Origin of the sequence: Ruminococcus bicirculans (ex Wegman et al. 2014) (assembly GCF_000723465.1) — a bacterium.
Classification (GTDB): Bacteria; Bacillota; Clostridia; order Oscillospirales; family Ruminococcaceae; genus Hominimerdicola; species Hominimerdicola aceti.
Window position 1 is genome coordinate 1,935,739 of sequence record NZ_HF545616.1, and the last position, 21,528, is coordinate 1,957,266.

Sequence of the window (21,528 nt, forward strand, 5' to 3'; positions counted from 1 at the left end):
AGGCGTTACCAATAAATATTTTATGGAGGAAGATCAAACATGAAGGTAAGACGTATTCTTGCGCTCGTTCTTTCTGCGGCTCTTGCTGTAACAGCTCTTACAGCTTGTACATCTGCTAAGGACGAAGCATCACAGAAGTCGGCTGACAAGCAGACGACAACTCTCAGCTATGACACTGTAAAGATCGGTGTTATACACATCGGCAACCCTGCCGACGGTTCAGGCTACACATATGCTCACGATCAGGGTATCGTTGGTATGCAGAAGGAGCTTGGACTTAAAGACGATCAGATCGTAAGAAAAAACAACGTATCAGACAGCGACCCTGCTGCTACAGAAACAGCTATCCGTGAGTGCATCGAGGAAGGCTGCAACATCATCTTCGGCACAAGCTGGGGCTATATGGACAAAATGGAATCCCTCGCTGAGGAATATCCTGACGTTTATTTCTGTCACGGCACAGGCTACAAGAACAACGGCAAGAACCTTAACAACTACTTCGGAAGAATTTATCAGGCAAGATATCTCACCGGTATCGTTGCAGGTATGAAGACAGAGTCAAATCTTATCGGTTACGTTTCCGCTATGGGCAGCGAGAACTCTGAGTGCACAGGCGGTATCGACGCTTTCGCAATGGGCGTTTATTCTGTAAATCCTGACGCTAAGGTTTATGTAAAGGTAACAAACAGCTGGTATTCACCAACAGAGGAAACAAACGCTGCAAAGGCTCTTCTTTCTGAGGGCTGCGACGTTATCGCTCAGCACTGCGACACACCTAACCCACAGCTCGAGGCTGAAAGCGCAGGCAAGTGGGGCGTAGGCTACAACACAGATATGTCTAAGGACGCTCCTAAGGCTACACTTACTTCAACTCTTTGGAACTGGTCTGCATACTACACATATCAGGTAAAGCAGATCGTAGATGGCAACTGGAAGTGTGAGAACTACTACGGCGGCATGGCTGACGGTCTTGTAGACATCGCTCCTCTGAACATGGATATCTGCACAGAGGATATGCAGAAGGCTGTTGACGAGGCTAAGGCTAAGATCGAAGACGGCTCATTCAACGTATTTGACGGCGTTATCGAAACAAACGACGGCAAAACAGTTGGCGAAGAGGGCAAAACTCTTGACGACGCTACTATCACAGGCGGAATCAACTGGTACTTCAAGAACGTTGAGGTCAAGTAATAAGGCTTAACAGCTTAACAAAACATTTATACGGGCGGTGCAGGTTGCCGCCTGTTTTGTTAATGATATGAGCATACGGCAGCAGGTAATTCTGCTGTCGGTTTCTGATGACATTAGCAAATCTAAGGAAGTTCATAAAAAGGAGCTGAAAGTATGAGTGAAGAAATATCTGCTGAGATCGCTGTAAAATGCAGCGGTATAACAAAAGTTTTCGGCAGCGTGGTTGCAAACGACGGCATTGATCTTGAAGTAAAATACGGTGAGATACTTGCACTGCTGGGCGAAAACGGATCAGGAAAGACCACGTTGATGAATATGCTTTCGGGTATCTATCACCCTGACAAGGGCAATATCTACATTGCCGGCAAGCCTGAGGCGATAAATTCACCTATGGATTCTATCGAACTTGGCATAGGCATGATACATCAGCACTTCAAGCTTGTGGAGGTGTTCTCCGCCGCAGACAACATTGTGGCAGGCACAAAGGGCAAGCTTAAGAGCAAGGGCGCTGTGAGAGATGAGATAAAAAAGATATCTGAACAGCTTGGTCTTGAAGTTGACCCTGACAAAAAGGTATACAATATGTCCGTCAGCGAAAAGCAGACAGTTGAGATACTGAAAGTGCTTTACAGGGGTGCTAAAATACTTATTCTTGACGAGCCTACGGCGGTTCTTACTCCGCAGGAAACTGAAAAGCTTTTCAATATCCTGAGAAAAATGAAAGCTCAGGGCTGTGCTATCATTATTATCACCCACAAGCTGGGCGAGGTAATGGATATATCTGACAGAGTGACCATACTGCGAAAGGGCAAGAGTGTTGAAACTGTAAACACAGCAGAGAGCAGTGAAAAGCAGCTCACTGAGCTTATGGTGGGCAAGGCGGTGGAGCTTTCAATAGAAAGACCTGAACCTGTGAACGTAAAGCCGATACTTAACGTAGTCGATCTGACGGTAAAGAACTCTGAGGGAAGCATTGCTCTCGATGACGTAAGCTTTGTTATAAACAGGGGCGAGATACTTGGTGTGGCAGGCATTGCAGGAAGCGGTCAGAAAGAGCTTTGCGAGACTATCGCAGGGCTTCAGAAGATAGAAAAGGGCGCAGTGCTTTACAACAAGGAGAACATCATAGGCAAGACACCTAAGGAGATAATAAATCTCGGCATAAGCATGAGCTTTATCCCTGAGGACAGACTTGGAATGGGTCTTATCGCTTCGGTGGGTATGACGGACAATATGCTTCTTAAAACATACAAGCAGGGCAAGCTTTGCTTTGTGGACAGAAAGCCTGCTAAGGCGCTTTCAAAGGAGCTTATAGAAAAGCTTGAAATAAAAACTCCGTCAACAGAGCTTCCTGTAAGAATGCTTTCGGGCGGAAACGTTCAGAAGGTCCTGCTTGGACGAGAGATACACAGTGAGCCTGATCTGCTCATAACCGCATATCCTGTTCGTGGACTTGACATCAACTCATCATATCTTATATACTCGCTTCTTAACGAGCAAAAGAAAAAGAACACGGCTGTGCTTTTCATAGGCGAGGACCTTGACGTTCTTCTGGAGCTTTGCGACAGGATAATGGTGCTTTGTCACGGCAAGATAACAGGTATTTGTGACGCCAAAAAGGTCACAAAGGAACAGGTAGGTATGATGATGACAGGCTCGACAATGGAGGAGGTGCTGGGCATTGGCTGATATTATAAAAAAAGAGCCTCTTATAAGAATAGCCAAGCGTGCTGAACGCTCAAACAAGCAAAAGCTTATCATAAGGCTTCTGTCGGTGCTTCTGGCTATTTGTGCAGGCGGAATATTCATTCTTATTCTTGGCAAAGATCCGTTTTCATACTATGCGAAAATGGTAAAGGGTGCTTTTATCGGCAAGAACGCCGCAAGCCCTTTTATGCCGTTCAAAGAAACAATAAAGATAATGATACCGCTTCTTATATCTTCTCTTGGCATTACGCTTGCGTTTAAGATGAAGTTTTGGAATATCGGTGCAGAGGGTCAGATAATAATGGGCGGAGTTTTCGCTTCATACTTCGCTCTTTATCATTACGATATGCCTCACTATCTGCTTTTCATTGTGATGTTCGTTGCGGCGATGATAGGCGGAGGACTGTACGGCATTATCCCTGCATTTTTCAAGGCAAAATTCGACACAAACGAAACTTTGCTCACCCTTATGCTCAACTATATTGCACTTTACGTTATAGATTGGCTCACAAAGGGCGCATGGCAGGATCCTGAGTCAAAGGGATATCCTAAGATAGCAAGATTTGACCTTAACGCATGGCTTGACTCGCTAGGCGGTGTGCAGATAGGCTGGTTGATAGGTCTGGTGCTTGTGGTATTGGTATTTATCTATCTTAAATACACAAAACAGGGCTACGAGATAACTGTAGTATCAGACAGCCATGCAACAGCAAGATATGCAGGCATGAGCCCTAGCAAGATAATGATAAGAACGATGTTTTTGAGCGGTGCTATCTGCGGTATCGCAGGAATGGTACAGGCTTGCGGAACAGAACACACACTTTCAACATCTGTTGCAGGCGGAGTAGGCTTCACGGCTATCATAGTTGCATGGCTTGCAAACCTCAATCCATTCGGCATACTTGTGGTGTCATTCTTATTCGCAGTCCTTGAAAAGGGCAGCACTGTGGTATCGTCTGAATTTGTTCTTTCACCTTACTGCTCGGACGTTTTGCAGGGAATAATCCTGTTCTTCGTGCTTGGCTGTGAGTTCTTCATCAGATACAGATTTGTAACAAGAGGAGGCAGGAAAAATGACTAGACTTATTTCATTCCTTGCCCATGCGGTATATATGGGTACTCCTCTGCTTTTCGGCACAGTAGGAGAGATACAAAACGAAAAAGCTGGACACCTTAACCTTGGCGTTGAGGGAACAATGGCAATGGGCGCTTGCGCAGGCTTTATGGTAGCATACAAGACAGGAAGCCTTTGGCTTTCCATACTTGCGGCATTTCTTATGGGTGCGCTTGTTTCCCTTATCTATGCTTTTCTTACCATAACAATGATGGCGAACCAAAACGTAACAGGTCTTACACTGACTATATTCGGCACGGGACTTTCAAACTTCATAGGCGAGCAGATGATATCCGCTTCACCTACAGGCAACCTCAAACTGCCTGACGGAGTGATGAGCAGTCTGAAAAACATTGACATACCGCTTCTCAGCAAGATACCTGTTCTTGGAGAGGTGCTTTTCTCACAGAACATTTTCACATATCTGAGCATTGTTATCGCTGTGATAATGTTTATCTATCTGAAAAAGACTAAGGTGGGTCTTAACCTTAGAACTATCGGTGAGAATCCTGCTGTTGCGGACGCTGTGGGAATAAGCGTTGTGAAATATAAATACATAAACGTTCTTATCGGCGGAGGAATATGCGGAATAGGCGGAGCGTTCTGCTCAATGGTAATAAACGGCGGTGTTTGGATGGCAAACAGCGTGAACGGTCTTGGCTGGATAGCTGTAGCGCTTGTTATCTTCGCTGTATGGAATCCTGCAAGGGCTATTTACGGAGCGTATATTTTCGGTGCATTCATGGTGCTGAAATACTACTTCCCGAAAAACCTCGGCTTCACTGTTCCTGAGTCATTCTTTGATATGCTCCCATATCTTGTAACGGCTCTTGTTCTTATCATCACTTCAGTGAAAAAATCAAGAGAGCGTTCACAGCCACAATCCTGCGGTATAAATTATTTCCGTGAGGAGAGATAAAACGTGACGTAACGGGCGAACACCGTTCACCCCTACAGATAATACCTAAAGCAACATATTTAAAAGCTCTGCGTTTTGCAGGGCTTTTATTTTTGCCCTAGTGACAAAATGCAAAAGATGTTCATAGTCCAATTACGATACAAAAAAAGCGGGCGACCACAGGTCGCCCATACGCTTTGTTATGTTATGATAAACTGTTTTTACTTCGCCTTTGCCGAAGCCACAAAAGATTTGAGCTCCTCCTCAGGCATATAGCCGACAGTTGAAGCAACTACCTTGCCATGTTTCACAACAAAAAGGGCAGGTATGCTCGAGATACCGAAAGCGGATGCAAGCTCGTTTTCCTCGTCAACGTTGACCTTCCCCACATTTACAGAACTGTCCTCCTCAGAATACTTATCCACCAGCGGTGAAAGCATTTTGCACGGACCGCACCATGCTGCCCAGAAGTCAAGCAGGACAGGCTTTTCCGAGTGCATTACTTCATTTTCAAAATTATCCTTTGTTATGACCTTTACAGACATTTTTCACAGCTCCTTTTCTAGTCTTTGCTTTTGTAATAGAGCATACAATGGCAGAAGCCCTCAAAATTCGGGTCGGCTATCTGCTCACGGAACTCTTTGCACATACACTTGTTTTCCTCTGTGCGCTGTATCCTGCACGGACAATAGCCACCTGTGCGTTTAAGCCCCTCTTTTATGCTCTTTACCATTTCTTTATCATCGTTAAGACGTACCATTACTACCTATCCTTTGCAGATATGCTTAGATTATTCCTTGACAAATGCCTTTACTATCTCGCCGATATACTGATAGTGATAATCCTTGTCAGAATACCATTTCTCATCGTTTTCAGTATCAACAAAGCACTCAGGCTTCATCTCCTGAACATAAGCCTTTTTGCATACAAGCACCATATCAGCTTCCGCAAAAGCTGTTACCTCCACGCCGTTTTCAGACACGAACACAGGGGTCAGACCTGTTTCCTTTGCCTTGTCGCAGTCACGTCCGCTATGTGAGCCACAGAATGAAAGTGCCTTTTTATAGCCCTCTTTGAAAAAGCTTATGGTGAAATATTCTGCCTTGTCGATAAATTCCTTTGTATATCTCTGCGGTCTTATAACTGTGGTGAAGGTGTTCTTTCCCCACATAACGCCTGCAAAGCCCCATGAAGCTGTCATTGTGTTCCAGCCACTCTCGTCGCCTGCTGTTACAAGAAACCACTCCTTGCCTATCTTTTTGTATGGATTGAAGTCAATAGCGTCAAGCTTTTCTGTTACCTCTTTGAAACCGTTGAAACTGCTCATTTTCATTACCGCCTTTCAGTATTATGTCAGACTTATCATACTTATTGTACACCAATATCGTATAGAAAACGTCTGAGTATATTATATATCATTTCTTATGAAATTGCAACCCCTTGAAAACCCTGAAATATTGTACAAAAATCGTTAAACAGGGCTTTTTTGTGTTGCTTTTTTTGAAGAATAGTGATATAATTGAATTAAGTATTTGTAAAGCTGTTTTTGTGTTTTTGGTTTAGCTGTTTTATTTTATGCCGTTACAATACTTGATATGTATATCTTTTGAAATTTATACAGAATAAATTGTATATTGTCTAAATATATACATTAAAAAGCCTTAAAATGTGTATAAATATAAAATTTTTATGCAAAAGCACTTGACAATGCTGTATAAAGGTGTATAATAATTTTATCGGCATGAAAGCCGTAAAAATATTATACAAACATACTTACTACATACAATGGAGGAATTTTGTTATGGCAAAAGAGATCAAAAAAGTTGTCCTTGCTTATTCCGGCGGACTTGATACATCTATCATCATTCCGTGGCTCAAGGAAAACTACAACAACTGCGAAGTAATCGCTGTTTCAGGAAACGTTGGTCAGGGCACAGAGCTTGACGGTCTTGAGGAAAAGGCTATCAAGACAGGTGCTTCTAAGCTCTATATCGAGGATCTTACAGAAGAGTTCATCGAGGATTATGTATATCCAACAGTACAGGCTGGCGCTGTTTATGAAAACCAGTACCTCCTCGGCACTTCATTTGCTCGTCCAATCATTGCAAAGAGAATAGCTGAGATCGCTATCAAAGAGGGTGCTGACGCTATATGCCACGGCTGCACAGGTAAGGGCAACGACCAGGTTAGATTTGAGCTTGCTATCAAGGCTTTCGCTCCTGATATGCAGATAATCGCTCCTTGGAGAATCTGGGATCTTAAGTCAAGAGAGCAGGAGATCGAGTATGCTGAGGCTCACAACATTCCTCTGAAGATAAACAGAGAAACAAACTACTCAAAGGACAAGAACCTTTGGCACCTTTCACACGAAGGTCTGGATCTTGAAGATCCTGCAAACGAGCCACAGTATGAGAAGCCGGGCTTCCTTGAAATGGGCGTTTCACCTATCATGGCTCCTGACAAGCCAACTTATGTAACTATCCACTTTGAAAAGGGTATCCCAACAGCAGTTGACGGCGTTGAGATGAACGGCAAGGAGCTTGTTACAAAGCTTAACGAGCTTGGCGGTGCAAACGGTATCGGTCTTGCTGACCTTGTTGAGAACAGACTTGTTGGTATGAAGTCAAGAGGCGTTTATGAAACACCGGGCGGAGCTATCCTTTACAAGGCTCATGAAGTTCTTGAAACTATCACACTTGACAAGGAAACTGCAAGAGTTAAGCAGTATCTTTCAATCAAGTTTGCTGACATTGTTTACAATGGTCAGTGGTTCACTCCTCTCCGTGAGGCTATGAGCGCATTTGTTACAGAAACACAGAAGACTGTTACAGGTGACGTTAAGCTCAAGCTTTACAAGGGCAACATGATAAACGCAGGTGTAACATCTCCATACACACTTTATGATGAAGAAGTTGCTACATTTGATGAGGACAATGTTTACAATCAGGCTGATTCAGCAGGATTCATCAACCTCTTCGGTCTGCCTATCAAGGTAAGAGCTAAGCTCGAGCAGAAGAGAAACGCTAAGAAAGACTAATAGCGTCGCTCTGGTCAACAGGTCATAAAGGTGTATAGCCTTAAAAAGTTTGTATAATATTTTTCACGGAGGTTTTGATATGTCAGATAACAACAGCATTTTTGAGCCTGCAATAGACAAGAAGGTCGAGATCTCTTATGACAGCCTGCCGAACTCCTCTTTTGAGGACGTAAACCTCGGCGGAGCAAAGTTCTCGAACGTAAATCTTAAGGAAGCCGTTTTCGATGACGTTAATATGGACGAGACACATTTCAACAACGTCAGCATGAAAGAAAGCGACTTTGCAGATATGTATATGGTAAACACAAAGTTCTTGGGCGTAAATCTCAGCAACTCGAGATTTGGCTGCTCTATCATGAACAATGTTGAGTTTAAAAATCCTGATCTTAAGAACTCACAGTTCATTCACTGTGACCTTACAAACGTTGAGATAAACGATTGCAAGATAGACGGTCTGAAGATCAACGGCGTGGACATCCAGAAGCTGCTTGAACAGCACGAAAAGGAAATTTGATCCGCACTTATTGAAATGTATTGGGGCAGGATGATCCTTTGGGGTCATTTTGCCCATACATTTTTTATATTTGATAACTTGAAATAAACATAAAGGACGGTTTTAAAATGGCAGGAAAAATGTGGGCAGGAAGATTTACAAAGGAAGTTGACGAAAGAGTCAATGATTTCAATTCATCTATTTCCTTTGACGCAAGAATGTACCGCTACGATATAGAGGGTTCTATGGCACACGCCACTATGCTTGGCGAGTGCGGTATAATCGAAAAGCACGAAAGCGAAAAAATAGTCCAGGGACTTAAGGGTATTCTTGCGGATATCGACGAGGGCAAATTACAGTTCGACCCTACTGCAGAGGACGTTCATATGTTTGTTGAGGCTGAGCTTACCAAAAGACTTGGCGACACAGGCAAAAGACTTCACACGGCAAGATCAAGAAACGATCAGGTGGCTCTTGACGTGAGAATGATACTCAGAGCCGAAACAAAAGAGATAATCGAGCTTGTGAAAAAGCTTGAACACACTATCCTTGACATTGCAGAGAAAAATCTCACAACTGTTATGCCGGGATATACTCATCTTCAAAGGGCACAGCCTATCACATTTGCTCACCACCTTATGGCGTATGCAAATATGCTTCTGAGAGATATTTCAAGACTTGAGGACAGCTACAAGAGAACGAACATCATGCCTTTGGGAAGCGGTGCTCTTGCATCTACAACTTACCCTATAAACAGACAGAGAGTTTGCGACCTGCTTGGCTTTGACGAGATAACACAGAACTCACTTGACGGCGTTTCAGACAGAGATTTCTGCATCGAGCTTTGCTCAGCTATCTCACTGCTTATGATGCACCTTTCAAGATTTTCTGAGGAGATAATACTTTGGTGTTCATGGGAGTTCAAATTCATCGAGCTTGACGACGCTTATGCAACAGGCTCGTCTATCATGCCACAGAAGAAAAACCCTGATGTTACTGAGCTTATAAGAGGAAAGACTGGCAGAGTTTACGGCGATCTTAACACACTGCTCGTTATGATGAAGGGTCTGCCACTTGCATACAACAAGGATATGCAGGAGGACAAGGAAGCTATTTTTGACGCTATTGACACTGTTAAGCTTTGTCTTAAAACGTTCGATCCGATGCTTGCTACAATGAGAGTTATCCCTGAGAACATGAGAAACGCCGCAGCCAAGGGCTTTATAAATGCTACTGACTGCGCTGACTATCTTGTTAAGAAGGGTATGCCTTTCAGGGACGCTTACAAGATAACTGGCACTCTCGTTCACACCTGCATTGAAAAAGGCTGCACACTTGAAACTCTCCCATTGGAGGAGTACAAGAAGCTCACTGACAACTTTGACGAGGACGTTTATGACGCTATCAGCCTTGAAACCTGCGTAATGCAGAGAAAAGCGGCAGGCGGTCCTGCGCCTGAGTCTGTAAAAGCTCAGATAGAATATGTCAGAAATAAGCTTTGATAAACACCGCTCCCCTGTTAAGGCGGCACTGCTATATCTTGTGCTGTGGGAGCTTGCGACAGTTATAATGTGGCTTTTTACGGCTAAGCTTTTTGTGATATATCCGCTGTTTGCGGTGGGATTTACGGTGGTGTACCCTGTGTGTACATGGTGGGCTTGCTACCGACACGCTAAGAACTACGGCTTGAAATGGTATGTTGCGCCTGTGATGATAGCGGTTTCGGTGATAGAATATATCTTCGTGGAGGAAGCAAGGTCGGTAGTGCCGAACTTTATCGTACTCACTGTGTTGACCGCAGGCTTTGCCGCAGGTATTGGAAACTGTTTTGCGGATAAGGACGCAATAAATGCCGCAAAGGCAGATAAAAAGCGTAAAAAGCTGAAAAAAGAACCTGAATACAAGAACATTCTGGACGATAATTAAAAGTATGCAGACGGCTAAAGAGCTGTCAGCCAAACGGACGAACACTGTTCGCCCCTACAAAAGTTTGCATTTGCATGAGCATACAGATTATTGACAGACAAAATCATAAAGTTTTATAGAAGGATATGAAGAAAAATGAAAACAAGAGTTTTTATTGACGGAAAAGAAGGAACAACGGGACTTCAGATATATGAGCGTTTTCAGAACAGAAATGACGTTGAGATAATGCTCATTGACGAGGAAAAGCGTAAGGACGTAAACGAGAGAGCAAAGATGATAAACTCATCTGATATCACTTTTCTCTGCCTGCCTGACGCAGCGGCTATAGAGGCGGCTTCACTTTGCACAAACCCTGATGTCAGGATAATCGACGCTTCTACTGCACATAGAACAAACCCTGCTTGGGATTACGGCTTCCCTGAGCTTTCTGAAAAGCATAGAGAGAATATCCGCAATTCAAAAAGAGTTGCAAACCCAGGCTGTTATGCAAGCGGCTTTATAAGCCTTGTTTATCCTCTCGTAAAGGCAGGAGTGCTTCCTGAGGATTATCCTGTTACCTGCCATGCAGTTTCAGGCTACAGCGGCGGCGGAAAGAAAATGATAGCCGCTATGGAGAGCGAAAATAAAACAAAGGAAATGTATTCTCCACGTCAGTATGCACTTGGGCAAAAGCACAAGCATATCCCTGAAATGCAGGCGGTGTGCGGACTTAAATATAAGCCTATGTTCAATCCGATAGTTGACGACTATTATAATGGTATGGTTGTTTCTGTGCCGCTGGTAACAAGATGTTTGACAAAGAAGTATACACCTGAGAATATCCATGAAATAATGGCGGAGCATTATGTTGGTCAGCATTTCGTTAAGGTAATGGAGCTTGGTGGAACGGAAACGCTTCCTGACGGATTTATCGCAGCGAATACATTGGCCGGAACAAATAATATGCAAATATTCGTCTGCGGAAATGAGGATCAGATATTGCTTATGTCGAGATTTGATAACCTTGGAAAAGGTGCAAGCGGCGCAGCAATACAGAATATGAATATAATGTTGGGGATAAACGAAGCAACGGGGTTGGAATAACAAAAAAGCAAAAAACAAACCAAAAGCACCGCACAAAAAATCGCCGGTGCAGGGCGGCGTTAGCCCTGCCGAGGGACGGGGGCGAGCAGCCCCAGCGGGGGCAAAATAAAGCCAAAAGCAAAATCAAACCCAACAGGGGGCAGAGCCCCCACCACAAAAGTACGGTCTAAAAAAAGCGGCGGACAAAAAAAATAAAACAAACCGAAGTAAAATTTCTCAACCAAGCCTAAAAACCAACAAAACTCCGCCGCTTTTGTCATTTGAACAGCGAAGCGTCTTCAAATGACTCGCCAACGGCGACAATAAGCTCCCCCACAAAGGAGAGCAATCCCCGACCAATGAGTGCGAATATAAAAGTGCGGAAAAAATAAGCGGGCAAACGCTGTTCGCCCCTACAGAAATAATTAATAGAAAAAATCTGTCCTGATCTAATTAGTGTGAAAATTTTGTAAGGAGTTTTGAATATGAAAGAGATATCAAAGAAAAATTTCGACGGCTATAAGTATGTAGACGGCGGCGTGTGTGCTGCAAAGGGCTTTAAGGCTAACGGTCTTTATTGCGGCATAAAGGAAAACCCTACAAAAAAACCTGACCTCTGCCTTGTGGAGTCTGACGTTATGTGCTCTGCCGCCGGCGTTTTTACTCAGAACAAGGTCAAGGGTGCTCCTGTTACTGTTTCTCAGAAAAATCTTGCTAAAACAGGCGGCAAGGCTAAGGGCTTTATCCTCAACTCCAAAAACGCTAACACCTGTAACGCTGACGGCGAGGAAAAGGCTTACAAAATGTGCGAGATGACTGCCGCTAAAATGGGCGTTAAGCCTGAGGAAATTCTTATCGCTCAGACAGGCGTTATCGGTCAGATACTCCCTCTCGAGCCTATCGAAGCTAAGATAGACGAGCTTTATGAGGGACTTTCCTATGAGGGAAACGAAAAAGCCGCTATTGCTATCATGACTACTGATACAGTGAAAAAGGAAGTGGCTGTTGAGTTTGAGCTTGACGGCAAGATCTGCCACGTTGGCGGCATGGGCAAGGGCAGCGGTATGATACACCCTAACATGGCGACTACGCTCAATGTTATCACTACAGACTGTGCTGTATCCTCCGAAATGCTCAAAAAGGCTCTTACTGATATCGTCAAGATAACATATAACTGCCTGTCTGTTGACGGTGACCAGTCAACAAATGATACCTGTGCTGTTATGGCTAACGGACTTGCAGGAAACCCTGAGATAACAGCCGAGGGTGAGAGCTACGAGGTGTTCAAAAAGGCTCTTTATATCGTTATGATGAACATTACAAAAATGCTCGCAAAGGACGGCGAGGGCGCAACTAAGCTTCTTGAATGTACTGTAACAGGTGCAAAAAACCTTGACACCGCTATAATCGTTGCAAAGAGCGTTATATGCTCGCCGCTTTTCAAGTGTGCAATGTTCGGTGCTGACGCTAACTGGGGCAGGATACTCTGCGCTGTTGGATACGCTGAAGCTGATTTTGACATAAACAAGGTGGACGTTTCACTGTCATCAAAGGCAGGAGAGATACACGTTTGCCACAATGGTGCAGGCATAGAGTTCTCTGAGGAAGTGGTTAAGACCGTTCTTCTTGAGGACGAGATCACAATAAGCGTTTCTATCGGCGACGGCAACGGCACTGCCACTGCATGGGGCTGTGACCTTACATATGATTATGTTAAGATAAACGGCGATTACAGAAGCTAAGACATAAAATCAGTATAGGAAAGAAGAATGAGAAATGGACATAAGCAATAAAATCAGAAGTCAGATACTTATTGACGCTCTGCCGCACATTCAGAAATACCACGACAAGATAGTCGTTGTAAAATACGGCGGCAACGCTATGACAAACGCTGAGCTTAAAGAAGCTGTTATGAGCGATATCGTGCTTCTAAGTGAGGTAGGCATAAAGGTAGTTCTTGTTCATGGCGGTGGACCTGAGATAAATGCAATGCTCAAAAGAGTCGGCATTGAAAGCAAGTTCATAAACGGTCTGAGATACACTGACGCTGAAACTATAGATATCGTTAAAATGGTGCTGTGCGGAAAGGTAAACAAGGAGCTTGTTTGCGCTTTGCAGCTCCATGGCGGAAAGGCTCTCGGTCTTTGCGGCTGTGACGGGCAGATGATACTTGCGCAGAAGCTTGACAGCGAAGTTGACCTTGGTTTTGTGGGCGACATCAAAAAGGTGACGACAAAGCCTATAGTTGACGCACTTAACAACGGTTATGTTCCTATAATCTCCACAGTTGGCGTTGGCGAGGACGGACAGTCTTACAATATCAATGCTGACACTGCGGCGGCTAGGATAGCCTCTTGCTTGAGAGCGGAAAAACTTATTCTTATGACGGATATAGTTGGTCTGCTGGAGGACAAGGACGATGATTCTACACTTATCCCACAGGTAAACGTCAGCGATGTGCCTTATCTCAAAAAGAAAGGCATCATAAGCGGCGGAATGATACCAAAGATAGACTGCTGTGTTGAAGCCGTAAGACGTGGCGTTAAAAAGACCACTATCATTGACGGCAGAGTACCGCACTCGATACTTATCGAGCTGCTCTCTAACGAGGGTATCGGTACACAGTTTATATAAAATATCAATACATATTGAAAAGAGTGATAAAAATGAACACCATAGAACAGTTCAACGAACACGTTATGCAGACCTATGGCAGAATAGGTCTTGTTATGGAAAGCGGTCATGGTCAGACGGCTGTGGGCGAGGACGGAAAAGAGTATATCGACTTCGGCTCCGGTATCGGCACAAACAGCCTTGGCTACTGCGACGAGGATTGGGTGAACGCTATCTGCGATCAGGCACACAAGATACAGCACACATCAAACTACTATTACACAAAGGTACAGGCTGACTTTGCCAAAAGACTTTGTGAGGCAACAGGCTATGAGAAAATGTTCTTCGGCAACTCGGGCGCAGAGGCTAACGAGTGCGCTATCAAGCTTGCAAGAAAATACAGCTTTGACAAATACGGCAAGGACGCTGAAAGAAATATCATCATCACCCTTCTAAACAGTTTCCACGGCAGAACGCTTTGCACTCTTTCTGCAACAGGACAGGAGGTTTTCCACAACTACTTCTTCCCGTTCGTTGGTGGATTTGAGAATGTTATCGCTAATGATATTGACGATCTTATGGACAAGCTCAACAAGCTTGACAACAAGGTTTGCGCTGTAATGTTTGAGTTTGTTCAGGGCGAAGGCGGAGTTATACCTCTTCAGCAGAGCTTTGTAAACGCTATCATGCTTGAGTGTGCAAAGAGGGATATCCTCACTATCGCAGACGAGGTACAGACAGGCGTTGGCAGAACCGGCAAGCTCCTCACATCTGAGCTTTACAACGTAAAGCCTGACATAACCACACTTGCAAAGGGTCTTGCAGGCGGTGTTCCAATAGGCGTGTGCCTTGCTAACAAGAAGTGCAGTGAGGTACTTGGCAAGGGTACACACGGCTCGACGTTTGGTGGAAATCCTATTTCCTGCGCAGGCGGAAACGCAGTTCTTGACAAGGTGACAAAGCCTGAATTTCTTGAAGAAGTTCGCAAAAAGGGCGAATATTTCAGAGAAAAGCTTGCAGAAATAGACGAAGTTGAGGGCGTTGACGGACTTGGTCTTATGATAGGCGTAAGGCTCAAGACAAAGAAAGCCGCTGATGTGCTCAACAAGTGCTTTGAAAACGGACTTCTTATTCTCACAGCAAAGGACAAGCTGAGATTTTTGCCGCCGCTGAATATCTCATATGAGCAGATAGACAAGGGACTTGCTATACTGAAAAAAGTTCTTGACGAGAAATAACAAAGTGTGTAGGTGCGAACAGTGTTCGCCCGTTGGCTACGCAATACTAAATAAAAATCAAATTACGGAGGAAATATTATGAAACATTTACTTAAAATGCTCGACCTTTCCAAAGAGGAAATTCTCGACATTCTCAATCTTGCAGACCAGCTCAAATACGAAAACAAAAACGGTATAGAGCATCACATTCTCAAGGGCAAAACTCTCGGAATGATATTCCAGAAGTCCTCTACCCGTACAAGAGTTTCTTTTGAAACAGGTATGTATCAGCTTGGCGGTCAGGCACTTTTCCTTTCAAACCGTGACCTCCAGATAGGCAGAGGCGAGCCTGTTCAGGACACAGCCCGTGTTCTTTCACGTTATCTTGACGGCATCATGATCCGTACTTTTGAGCAGAAAGAGGTTGAGGATCTTGCTAAATACGGCTCTATCCCAATAATAAATGGTCTGACAGACTTCTGCCACCCTTGTCAGGTGCTTGCTGACCTTATGACTATCAGAGAGTTCAAGGGACGTTTCGAGGGTCTGAAAATGTGCTACATAGGCGACGGCAACAACATGGCAAATTCGCTTATCGTTGGCGGACTTAAAGTAGGCATGGAAGTTTCTATCGCTTGCCCTAAGGATTATCAGCCTGCTGCTGAGGTTCTTGAATTTGCCAAGGGCTACGGCGACAAGTTCTCAATGACTGACGTTCCTCTTGAGGCTGCAAAGGACGCTGACGTTCTGTTCACAGACGTTTGGACTTCCATGGGCGAAGAGGCTGAAACAGAAAAGAGAAAGATAGCATTCAAGGGCTATCAGATAAACGACGATATCATGGCTGTTGCAAAGGCTGACGCAATGGTTCAGCACTGTCTGCCTGCTCACCGTGAGGAGGAGATAACAGAAAAGGTATTCGAGGCTCACGCAAATGAGATATTCGAGGAAGCTGAAAACAGACTTCATGCACAGAAAGCCGTTATGGTCAAGGTAATGGGTCCGCAGGAATAATTCGCATATGACAAAAGCCGTCCACGCTGGTGGGCGGCTTTTTTGTGTTGAACACATCAAAAAGGTCTTTGATGTGACGGGATAAAAAGATCCGCAGTCCTCAAAGAACTGCGGTCATAGTTAAATAACATTTTCATTTACGATATGGTAGCTTTGCAGAATTTCTGGGTCAAACTGAATGAGTGAGATCATTCTGCGTGCAGGACCGATAGGCTGGTTCGTACCTGTTTCCCACGCCTCAACAGTTTTTGTCGAAACTCCGATCACTGCGGCAAATACCGCCTGCGTAAATCCCAGCTTTTTTCGGATCGCTTTTATATCTTCAGCAGATATATCAGGCAAAGGCTCTATTCTAAGAGTTGTTTTTTAGCAGAAATTTTACCTTTTTCGTAGTCAACTGCCTCGTTAAGTCCAGTAATTATGCTGTCAAACACATTCATATTAAAGCTGGTCTCCTTCGTATTTATTATTGAAGTTGTAATATACTTTCTCATTTGGAAGCACTGCCTTAATCGGATAAACTGACATCCCAAAAGAATCTGTAAAAATAACATCTTCTCCAATATGTTTTTCAAGAAACTCATCAGAAAAATCAGATATTAAACCAATGCTGATAGCTCCATTCCTTGTAAAATTCAATCCTTCAATTTGTATACTCTTTTCAATCAAAGAACAATCTGAAGTGTGAAAAAAATTCAACAACATTTTTTGAATATCTCGTTCGATTTGAATCTGATTATCAAGATAATATCTGATTGCTTCTTCTTGTTCAAATGAAATTACAGCATCTTTTTGATTTGAGTATATACATAGATACAGGTCAAAAGTTTTATCCCATAATGTAATGATAAAGCTCTTCTTTGTGTACCAATCTGTTTTTTTAATCAAAGTTCCTAATACAGGATGCTCAATTGTAGTTGGTTTATTTTTTTTCTTTGTCTTTCCAAAAAACATAATCTCGCCTTTAAAATTTGTATGGCTTAGCCCATTACTACCTCAACATTTACTGTTGCACCATTTTCAGCTACAGGGAGAACATTGCCCTCTACTGCCTTGCCGTCAACTGTTACGCTCTTTATGCCCTTGCAAACGTGGTCAGGGTTCTTAACAGTGATGTTGTATGTTGCACCTCTGTACTGACGTGTTGCTGTCATGCCGTCCCACTCGTGAGGGATAGATGGATCTATCTTCAAGCCGTCAAAGTCAGCCTGTACTCCGAGAATGTACTGTGAGATAGCTACCATGTTCCATGCGGCTGTACCTGTGAGCCAGCTGTTCTTGCCCTCGCCGAATCTGCTTGCGTCCTTACCAGCTATCATCTGACCGTATACATAAGGCTCTGTCTTATGTAGATCAGATATCTCCTCGTTGAATGCAGGAGCTATCTTGCTGTAATACTCAAATGCCTTGTCGCCTCTGCCGGCATATGCTTCTGCGCAGATTATCCAAGCGTTGTTGTGTGTGAAGATACCAGCGTTCTCCTTATATCCACCCGGATATGTGGATATCTCACCATACTGGATATAATACTTTGAGTATGCAGGGTTGTTAAGAACAAGACCATACTTTGTATTGAGGTACTTGTCGATAGAATCAAGTGTCTTGATGTCAGCGCCCTCGTCCTTGCCTATTTCAGACATAACTGCGAAGCCCTGTGGCTCGATGAATATCTTGCCCTCTTCACATTCCTTAGAACCCATTTTTGCGCCTGTGGAATCGTAAGCTCTCAGGAACCAATCGCCGTCAAATGCAGATTCCATAACGTTCTTCTTCATCTTGTCTATCTCAGCCTGTGCTGCGGCAGCTTCATCGTCCTTACCAAGGTGCTTGAGGATAGACACATAGTTAGGGCCTGTGTATGTAAAGAGTGTTGCCACCATTACAGACTCAGCTACCTTTGAGTAGCCGCCCTCGGCTGCAAACTTAGGGTTTGTATAAGTCTGGAAGCTCTCGCCCGGAGTGTCAGAGTAGCATGAAAGGTTGATACAATCGTTCCAGTCAGCTCTCATTGCAAGTGGCAGACCGTGAGGGCCGAGGTTATTTACAATGTGATAGAATGATACCTTAAGGTGGTCGAGCATTGGCTTAGCCTTTGACTCGTCATTATCGTATGGTACCATTTCGTCAAGGATAGACCAGTCGCCTGTTTCCTTGATGTATGCGGAAACTGAAAGGATCATCCACAGTGGGTCGTCTGAGAAGTCGCCGCCGATATCGGAGTTGCCCTTCTTTGTAAGAGGCTGATACTGATGATAGCAGCCGCCGTCAGGAAGCTGTGTAGAAGCGATGTCGATGATACGCTGTCTTGCACGGTCCGGTATCTGATGAACGAAACCGAGGATATCCTGGTTTGAATCTCTGAAGCCCATTCCTCTGCCGATACCGCTCTCGAAATATGATGCGGAACGTGAAAGGTTGAATGTTACCATGCACTGATACTGGTTCCAGATATTTACCATTCTGTTTACCTTGTCATCAGGTGTGTCAACATTGATAACGCTGAGAAGTCTGTCCCAAGTTGCCTTGAGTTCTTCAAGACCTGCGGCTACCTTTTCAGGAGTGTTATACTGCTCGATCATTGCGAGAGCCTTTTCCTTATTGATAGTAACGCCGTCAGCCTCGAACTTCTTGTCAACAGGCATTTCAACATAGCCGAGGATAAATACAAGAGTCTTTGACTCGCCCGGAGCAAGTGTTATCTTCTTATAGTGTGAAGCAATAGGTGACCAGCCGTCTGCAAATGAGTTGTTAGCCTTGCCTGCTTCAACAGCCTGTGGGTTATGGAAGCCGTTATAAAGACCGATAAATGAATCTCTGTCTGTATCATAGCCGTCTATCTCGTCATTTACTGTATAGAATGCAAAGTGATCTCTTCTGTCTCTGTATTCTGTCTTGTGATAGATAGTTGAACCTACTACCTCAACACGGCCTGTGCTGAAGTTTCTCTGGAAGTTTGTGCAGTCGTCCTGAGCGTCCCAAAGACACCACTCTGCAAATGAGAAGAATGAGAATGTTTTTTCTTCATTGCTCTCGTTTGTGAGAACTACCTGCTGAACTTCGCCGTTATAGTTCTGAGGAACAAAGAATGTAGCCTCAGCCTTAAGTCCGTTCTTCTTACCTGTGATGATAGTATAGCCCATACCGTGACGGCACTCATAAAAATCAAGCTCTGTCTTTACCGGTGACCAGCCCGGATTCCAGATAGTTTCGCCGTCTTTGATATAGAAATATCTTCCGCCCATGTCGATAGGCACGTTGTTGTAACGGTAACGAGTTATTCTTCTCAGTCTTGCGTCCTTATAGAAGGAATAGCCTCCTGCTGTGTTGGAGATAAGTGAGAAGAACTCCTGTGTGCCAAGATAGTTTATCCATGGATATGGCGTTCTTGGATTGCTGATGACATATTCCTTTTTCACGTCATCAAAATGACCAAATTTCATCAATAATTTCCACCTTTCGTAATTTATCTATTGTTAATTAATTTCTTAATTATAACCATTGTGAAGTGTATAGCCGTCACAAAATGATCAAGCCAACGGGCGAACGCTGTTCGCCCCTACATTTACAGAGCTGTTACATAACTCTCATTCTGCATAATGATAGTTTTTTCTATTATTCAGTAAAGAATCTCTGCCAGCACTTGAATGTGTGACCCTTTGTTATCTCCCCATATCCGCTCACTTCGTTAGGCAGGCTGAGATTAGGAGAGTTTATCATAGCTGTCATTGGTTCAGGGCAGAAATATCCTTTATTGCCCTTATCGTTCCACATATTCCAGAACTTAAATTCTTTTGACACCTCGTTGCAGACTTTATGACCATTGTCAGTATCCACAACATAAGAGCCATGGAAGTCCTTACCGTCAAGCTTGTTCATGCCTGCGGTGTACATATCGTTTGAGATATTATGCAGGGTAGGCATTTTTGTACCCTCTTTATATTCAAGGTCTTTCTTTTTAAGAGGCAAAAGCTTTTCTGTTGGCAGACATCTCTTGTCAAGCTCGCACTTTTCGATTATCGGCACGCACATTCTCATTGATTCCTCCCTGCCACCGTCGCACATTGGCGCATTAAGGCAGGTATGAGTACATATGGAAACAGGCAGAGCCTTGTCGCTGTTGTTTGTCAGGTATATCTCCTGCAAAAGACCGTTTTCAGAAAGCGTAAACGTATAGGATATTTTAAAATCCACCGGAAAATAAGAATACATCTCGTCATTCTTGTCAAAGGTATAAGAAGTAACAAGCACAGCTTTTTTATCCTGTGTTGAATAACACTCTATTTCGTGTTCTCTCTTATGCACCCAGCCATGGATAAAATTATCAAGCTTTTTCTCATTTACAGGCATTTGATACACTGCGTCAGAGGTCTTTATAATGCCCTTATCAAAGCGATTAGGCAAGAAAAGAGTAGGCAGTCCCCATATCTCTCTCGCCTTATTTATAGTCTTGAGAGTGCAGTCATCACGATATCTGAACACCTCTATGCCGTTTTCCTCGTCACGAAGCCTCAGCACAGCAGCACCAAGTTTTGGTGCGATAACGCAGGAATACTTTCCCGACTGCATTCTGACACATTCCGTATCTTTAAACATGAATTTAAGGTCTATATTATTCAAAAAAGTAACGCCCCCATAGTGCAAAGCGATGATCTGCCTCCCGCCTTACCATATATTTTTACTTAAACGATTAACATACAATTATTATAACATAGCCCGTCGCTTTTGTCTAGTACAAAACGCAGATTTTTATATAGAATTTTAGCTGTGTTTTTTAGTAGTTTTTTACCAAACGTTTAATGAATAATCCAAAAAAATATGACAATACTACAATTAACAGCCCGCTGACAGACGGACTGCTCTATATCTTAAACAATCAAAGGAGGAGTTTCTCATGATAGATAGGATCGCACTGCTGCTTCTCATAATAGGCGGCATAAACTGGGGGCTTGTGGGCATTTTCCAGTTCGACCTTGTGGCATTTCTTTTCGGAGGCGCTGCAGCGATACTAAGCAGGATCATCTACGTTTTGGTAGCTATTTCGGCTATCTGGTGCATTTCACTGTTTTTCAAAGACAACAGACTTGTCACCGAGCAGTAGTCCCCTGCAGGTCATGACGGCAGGAGAGGGAGCTTGTTTCAGAGGGCAGCATTTTATCACGGGTTTGCCTGCTGCATATTCTAAAATCGGCTCTCTTTCCTGCTGTCATGACCTTATTTTTTTGTTTTAAACATTAAAATTTGAACATCGCAGACGCT

General features: G+C 43.8%; 22 protein-coding genes. 14 read left to right on the forward strand and 8 right to left on the reverse strand.

Translation table 11 applies throughout. From position 1 onward, the window contains the following. Positions 1 to 39 precede the first annotated feature (39 nt). The 4 genes from RBI_RS08935 (at position 40) to RBI_RS08950 (ending at position 4,931) form a co-directional block, all read left to right on the forward strand. Positions 40 to 1,191 (forward strand): BMP family ABC transporter substrate-binding protein, encoded by a 1,152-nt coding sequence (locus tag RBI_RS08935; protein WP_022288139.1) that lies wholly within the window; start codon positions 40 to 42, stop codon positions 1,189 to 1,191. A gap of 153 nt (positions 1,192 to 1,344) precedes the next feature. Next, positions 1,345 to 2,880: an ABC transporter ATP-binding protein gene (locus RBI_RS08940; RefSeq protein ID WP_022288140.1), complete on the forward strand. Its 1,536-nt coding sequence runs from the start codon at positions 1,345 to 1,347 to the stop codon at positions 2,878 to 2,880. Further along, the gene (locus RBI_RS08945; RefSeq protein ID WP_022288141.1) at positions 2,873 to 3,979 is read left to right on the forward strand and encodes an ABC transporter permease; all 1,107 of its coding nucleotides are present in this window, start codon (positions 2,873 to 2,875) and stop codon (positions 3,977 to 3,979) included. Before RBI_RS08940 ends, RBI_RS08945 begins: the two co-directional genes overlap by 8 nt. Further along, positions 3,972 to 4,931, forward strand: coding sequence for an ABC transporter permease (locus RBI_RS08950; RefSeq protein ID WP_022288142.1), 960 nt, complete (start codon positions 3,972 to 3,974; stop codon positions 4,929 to 4,931). Before RBI_RS08945 ends, RBI_RS08950 begins: the two co-directional genes overlap by 8 nt. 200 nt (positions 4,932 to 5,131) lie before the next feature. Here the strand turns inward: RBI_RS08950 and trxA are convergent, their stop codons facing one another. From trxA to RBI_RS08965, 3 genes are read right to left on the reverse strand one after another with little or no spacing between them, the layout of a single operon-like run. Then, entirely contained in the window at positions 5,132 to 5,455 is a 324-nt protein-coding gene (trxA, locus tag RBI_RS08955) for a thioredoxin (protein WP_038672444.1), read from the reverse strand. A 17-nt stretch (positions 5,456 to 5,472) separates the two neighbouring features. Next, the gene (locus RBI_RS08960; RefSeq protein WP_022288146.1) at positions 5,473 to 5,670 is read right to left on the reverse strand and encodes a ferredoxin-thioredoxin reductase catalytic domain-containing protein; all 198 of its coding nucleotides are present in this window, start codon (positions 5,668 to 5,670) and stop codon (positions 5,473 to 5,475) included. Positions 5,671 to 5,700: 30 nt separating this feature from the next. Continuing rightward, positions 5,701 to 6,237, reverse strand: a complete 537-nt coding sequence (locus tag RBI_RS08965) for a flavin reductase (protein ID WP_038672447.1) — start codon at positions 6,235 to 6,237, stop codon at positions 5,701 to 5,703. 474 nt (positions 6,238 to 6,711) lie between these two features. Here RBI_RS08965 and RBI_RS08970 point away from each other — a divergent pair, with 474 nt between their 5' ends. The 5 genes from RBI_RS08970 (at position 6,712) to argC (ending at position 11,449) form a co-directional block, all read left to right on the forward strand. Next, on the forward strand, positions 6,712 to 7,947 hold the full coding sequence (locus RBI_RS08970; protein WP_038672450.1) for an argininosuccinate synthase: 1,236 nt from the start codon (positions 6,712 to 6,714) through the stop codon (positions 7,945 to 7,947). A 79-nt stretch (positions 7,948 to 8,026) separates the two neighbouring features. Continuing rightward, positions 8,027 to 8,461 (forward strand): pentapeptide repeat-containing protein, encoded by a 435-nt coding sequence (locus tag RBI_RS08975; protein WP_022288149.1) that lies wholly within the window; start codon positions 8,027 to 8,029, stop codon positions 8,459 to 8,461. Positions 8,462 to 8,568: 107 nt separating this feature from the next. Beyond that, positions 8,569 to 9,942, forward strand: coding sequence for an argininosuccinate lyase (gene argH / locus RBI_RS08980; protein WP_038672451.1), 1,374 nt, complete (start codon positions 8,569 to 8,571; stop codon positions 9,940 to 9,942). Next, complete coding sequence (locus tag RBI_RS08985; RefSeq protein WP_038672454.1) at positions 9,923 to 10,366, forward strand: hypothetical protein; 444 nt, start codon at positions 9,923 to 9,925, stop codon at positions 10,364 to 10,366. Before argH ends, RBI_RS08985 begins: the two co-directional genes overlap by 20 nt. A 135-nt stretch (positions 10,367 to 10,501) precedes the next feature. Then, positions 10,502 to 11,449 (forward strand): N-acetyl-gamma-glutamyl-phosphate reductase, encoded by a 948-nt coding sequence (argC, locus tag RBI_RS08990; protein ID WP_038672455.1) that lies wholly within the window; start codon positions 10,502 to 10,504, stop codon positions 11,447 to 11,449. A 59-nt stretch (positions 11,450 to 11,508) separates the two neighbouring features. Here argC and RBI_RS15125 read toward each other — a convergent pair whose 3' ends face one another. Then, positions 11,509 to 11,709, reverse strand: coding sequence for a hypothetical protein (locus RBI_RS15125; RefSeq protein ID WP_148303595.1), 201 nt, complete (start codon positions 11,707 to 11,709; stop codon positions 11,509 to 11,511). A gap of 204 nt (positions 11,710 to 11,913) precedes the next feature. Between RBI_RS15125 and argJ the strand changes: the two genes are divergently transcribed. The 4 genes from argJ to argF all read left to right on the forward strand — a co-directional run bounded on the left by argJ (position 11,914) and on the right by argF (position 16,272). Beyond that, positions 11,914 to 13,170 carry a bifunctional glutamate N-acetyltransferase/amino-acid acetyltransferase ArgJ gene (argJ, locus tag RBI_RS08995; RefSeq protein ID WP_038672457.1) on the forward strand — a complete coding sequence of 419 codons (1,257 nt, stop codon included), beginning with the start codon at positions 11,914 to 11,916 and terminating at the stop codon, positions 13,168 to 13,170. A gap of 34 nt (positions 13,171 to 13,204) precedes the next feature. Next, positions 13,205 to 14,062 carry an acetylglutamate kinase gene (gene argB, locus RBI_RS09000; RefSeq protein ID WP_022288154.1) on the forward strand — a complete coding sequence of 286 codons (858 nt, stop codon included), beginning with the start codon at positions 13,205 to 13,207 and terminating at the stop codon, positions 14,060 to 14,062. Positions 14,063 to 14,094: 32 nt separating this feature from the next. Beyond that, a complete protein-coding gene (locus RBI_RS09005) occupies positions 14,095 to 15,279 on the forward strand; it encodes an aspartate aminotransferase family protein (RefSeq protein ID WP_038672459.1) in 1,185 nt (394 codons plus the stop codon). A 78-nt stretch (positions 15,280 to 15,357) separates the two neighbouring features. Further along, on the forward strand, positions 15,358 to 16,272 hold the full coding sequence (gene argF, locus RBI_RS09010) for an ornithine carbamoyltransferase (RefSeq protein ID WP_022288156.1): 915 nt from the start codon (positions 15,358 to 15,360) through the stop codon (positions 16,270 to 16,272). A gap of 120 nt (positions 16,273 to 16,392) precedes the next feature. Here the strand turns inward: argF and RBI_RS09015 are convergent, their stop codons facing one another. The 4 genes from RBI_RS09015 to RBI_RS09030 form a co-directional block, all read right to left on the reverse strand. Further along, the gene (locus RBI_RS09015; RefSeq protein ID WP_242843639.1) at positions 16,393 to 16,614 is read right to left on the reverse strand and encodes a helix-turn-helix domain-containing protein; all 222 of its coding nucleotides are present in this window, start codon (positions 16,612 to 16,614) and stop codon (positions 16,393 to 16,395) included. A gap of 99 nt (positions 16,615 to 16,713) precedes the next feature. Next, positions 16,714 to 17,226, reverse strand: a complete 513-nt coding sequence (locus tag RBI_RS09020; RefSeq protein ID WP_022288158.1) for a hypothetical protein — start codon at positions 17,224 to 17,226, stop codon at positions 16,714 to 16,716. 26 nt (positions 17,227 to 17,252) lie between these two features. Beyond that, on the reverse strand, positions 17,253 to 19,712 hold the full coding sequence (locus tag RBI_RS09025; RefSeq protein WP_038672461.1) for a GH36-type glycosyl hydrolase domain-containing protein: 2,460 nt from the start codon (positions 19,710 to 19,712) through the stop codon (positions 17,253 to 17,255). 172 nt (positions 19,713 to 19,884) lie between these two features. Next, the gene (locus RBI_RS09030; RefSeq protein WP_051706712.1) at positions 19,885 to 20,889 is read right to left on the reverse strand and encodes an aldose 1-epimerase; all 1,005 of its coding nucleotides are present in this window, start codon (positions 20,887 to 20,889) and stop codon (positions 19,885 to 19,887) included. Positions 20,890 to 21,163: 274 nt separating this feature from the next. Between RBI_RS09030 and RBI_RS09035 the strand changes: the two genes are divergently transcribed. Further along, positions 21,164 to 21,370, forward strand: coding sequence for a DUF378 domain-containing protein (locus RBI_RS09035; RefSeq protein WP_022288161.1), 207 nt, complete (start codon positions 21,164 to 21,166; stop codon positions 21,368 to 21,370). The last annotated feature ends 158 nt before the right edge of the window (positions 21,371 to 21,528 follow it).

Excerpts from the sequence above, each read along its gene's own strand:
- RBI_RS08935 (WP_022288139.1), top strand. The coding sequence starts at position 40 with ATGAAGGTAAGACGTATTCTTGCGCTCGTTCTTTCTGCGGCTCTTGCT.
- RBI_RS08940 (WP_022288140.1), top strand. The coding sequence starts at position 1,345 with ATGAGTGAAGAAATATCTGCTGAGATCGCTGTAAAATGCAGCGGTATA.
- RBI_RS08950 (WP_022288142.1), top strand. The coding sequence starts at position 3,972 with ATGACTAGACTTATTTCATTCCTTGCCCATGCGGTATATATGGGTACT.
- trxA (WP_038672444.1), bottom strand. The coding sequence starts at position 5,455 with ATGTCTGTAAAGGTCATAACAAAGGATAATTTTGAAAATGAAGTAATG.
- RBI_RS08960 (WP_022288146.1), bottom strand. The coding sequence starts at position 5,670 with ATGGTACGTCTTAACGATGATAAAGAAATGGTAAAGAGCATAAAAGAG.
- RBI_RS08965 (WP_038672447.1), bottom strand. The coding sequence starts at position 6,237 with ATGAGCAGTTTCAACGGTTTCAAAGAGGTAACAGAAAAGCTTGACGCT.
- RBI_RS08970 (WP_038672450.1), top strand. The coding sequence starts at position 6,712 with ATGGCAAAAGAGATCAAAAAAGTTGTCCTTGCTTATTCCGGCGGACTT.
- RBI_RS08975 (WP_022288149.1), top strand. The coding sequence starts at position 8,027 with ATGTCAGATAACAACAGCATTTTTGAGCCTGCAATAGACAAGAAGGTC.
- argH (WP_038672451.1), top strand. The coding sequence starts at position 8,569 with ATGGCAGGAAAAATGTGGGCAGGAAGATTTACAAAGGAAGTTGACGAA.
- RBI_RS08985 (WP_038672454.1), top strand. The coding sequence starts at position 9,923 with ATGTCAGAAATAAGCTTTGATAAACACCGCTCCCCTGTTAAGGCGGCA.
- argC (WP_038672455.1), top strand. The coding sequence starts at position 10,502 with ATGAAAACAAGAGTTTTTATTGACGGAAAAGAAGGAACAACGGGACTT.
- RBI_RS15125 (WP_148303595.1), bottom strand. The coding sequence starts at position 11,709 with ATGACAAAAGCGGCGGAGTTTTGTTGGTTTTTAGGCTTGGTTGAGAAA.
- argJ (WP_038672457.1), top strand. The coding sequence starts at position 11,914 with ATGAAAGAGATATCAAAGAAAAATTTCGACGGCTATAAGTATGTAGAC.
- argB (WP_022288154.1), top strand. The coding sequence starts at position 13,205 with ATGGACATAAGCAATAAAATCAGAAGTCAGATACTTATTGACGCTCTG.
- RBI_RS09005 (WP_038672459.1), top strand. The coding sequence starts at position 14,095 with ATGAACACCATAGAACAGTTCAACGAACACGTTATGCAGACCTATGGC.
- argF (WP_022288156.1), top strand. The coding sequence starts at position 15,358 with ATGAAACATTTACTTAAAATGCTCGACCTTTCCAAAGAGGAAATTCTC.
- RBI_RS09020 (WP_022288158.1), bottom strand. The coding sequence starts at position 17,226 with ATGTTTTTTGGAAAGACAAAGAAAAAAAATAAACCAACTACAATTGAG.
- RBI_RS09025 (WP_038672461.1), bottom strand. The coding sequence starts at position 19,712 with ATGAAATTTGGTCATTTTGATGACGTGAAAAAGGAATATGTCATCAGC.
- RBI_RS09035 (WP_022288161.1), top strand. The coding sequence starts at position 21,164 with ATGATAGATAGGATCGCACTGCTGCTTCTCATAATAGGCGGCATAAAC.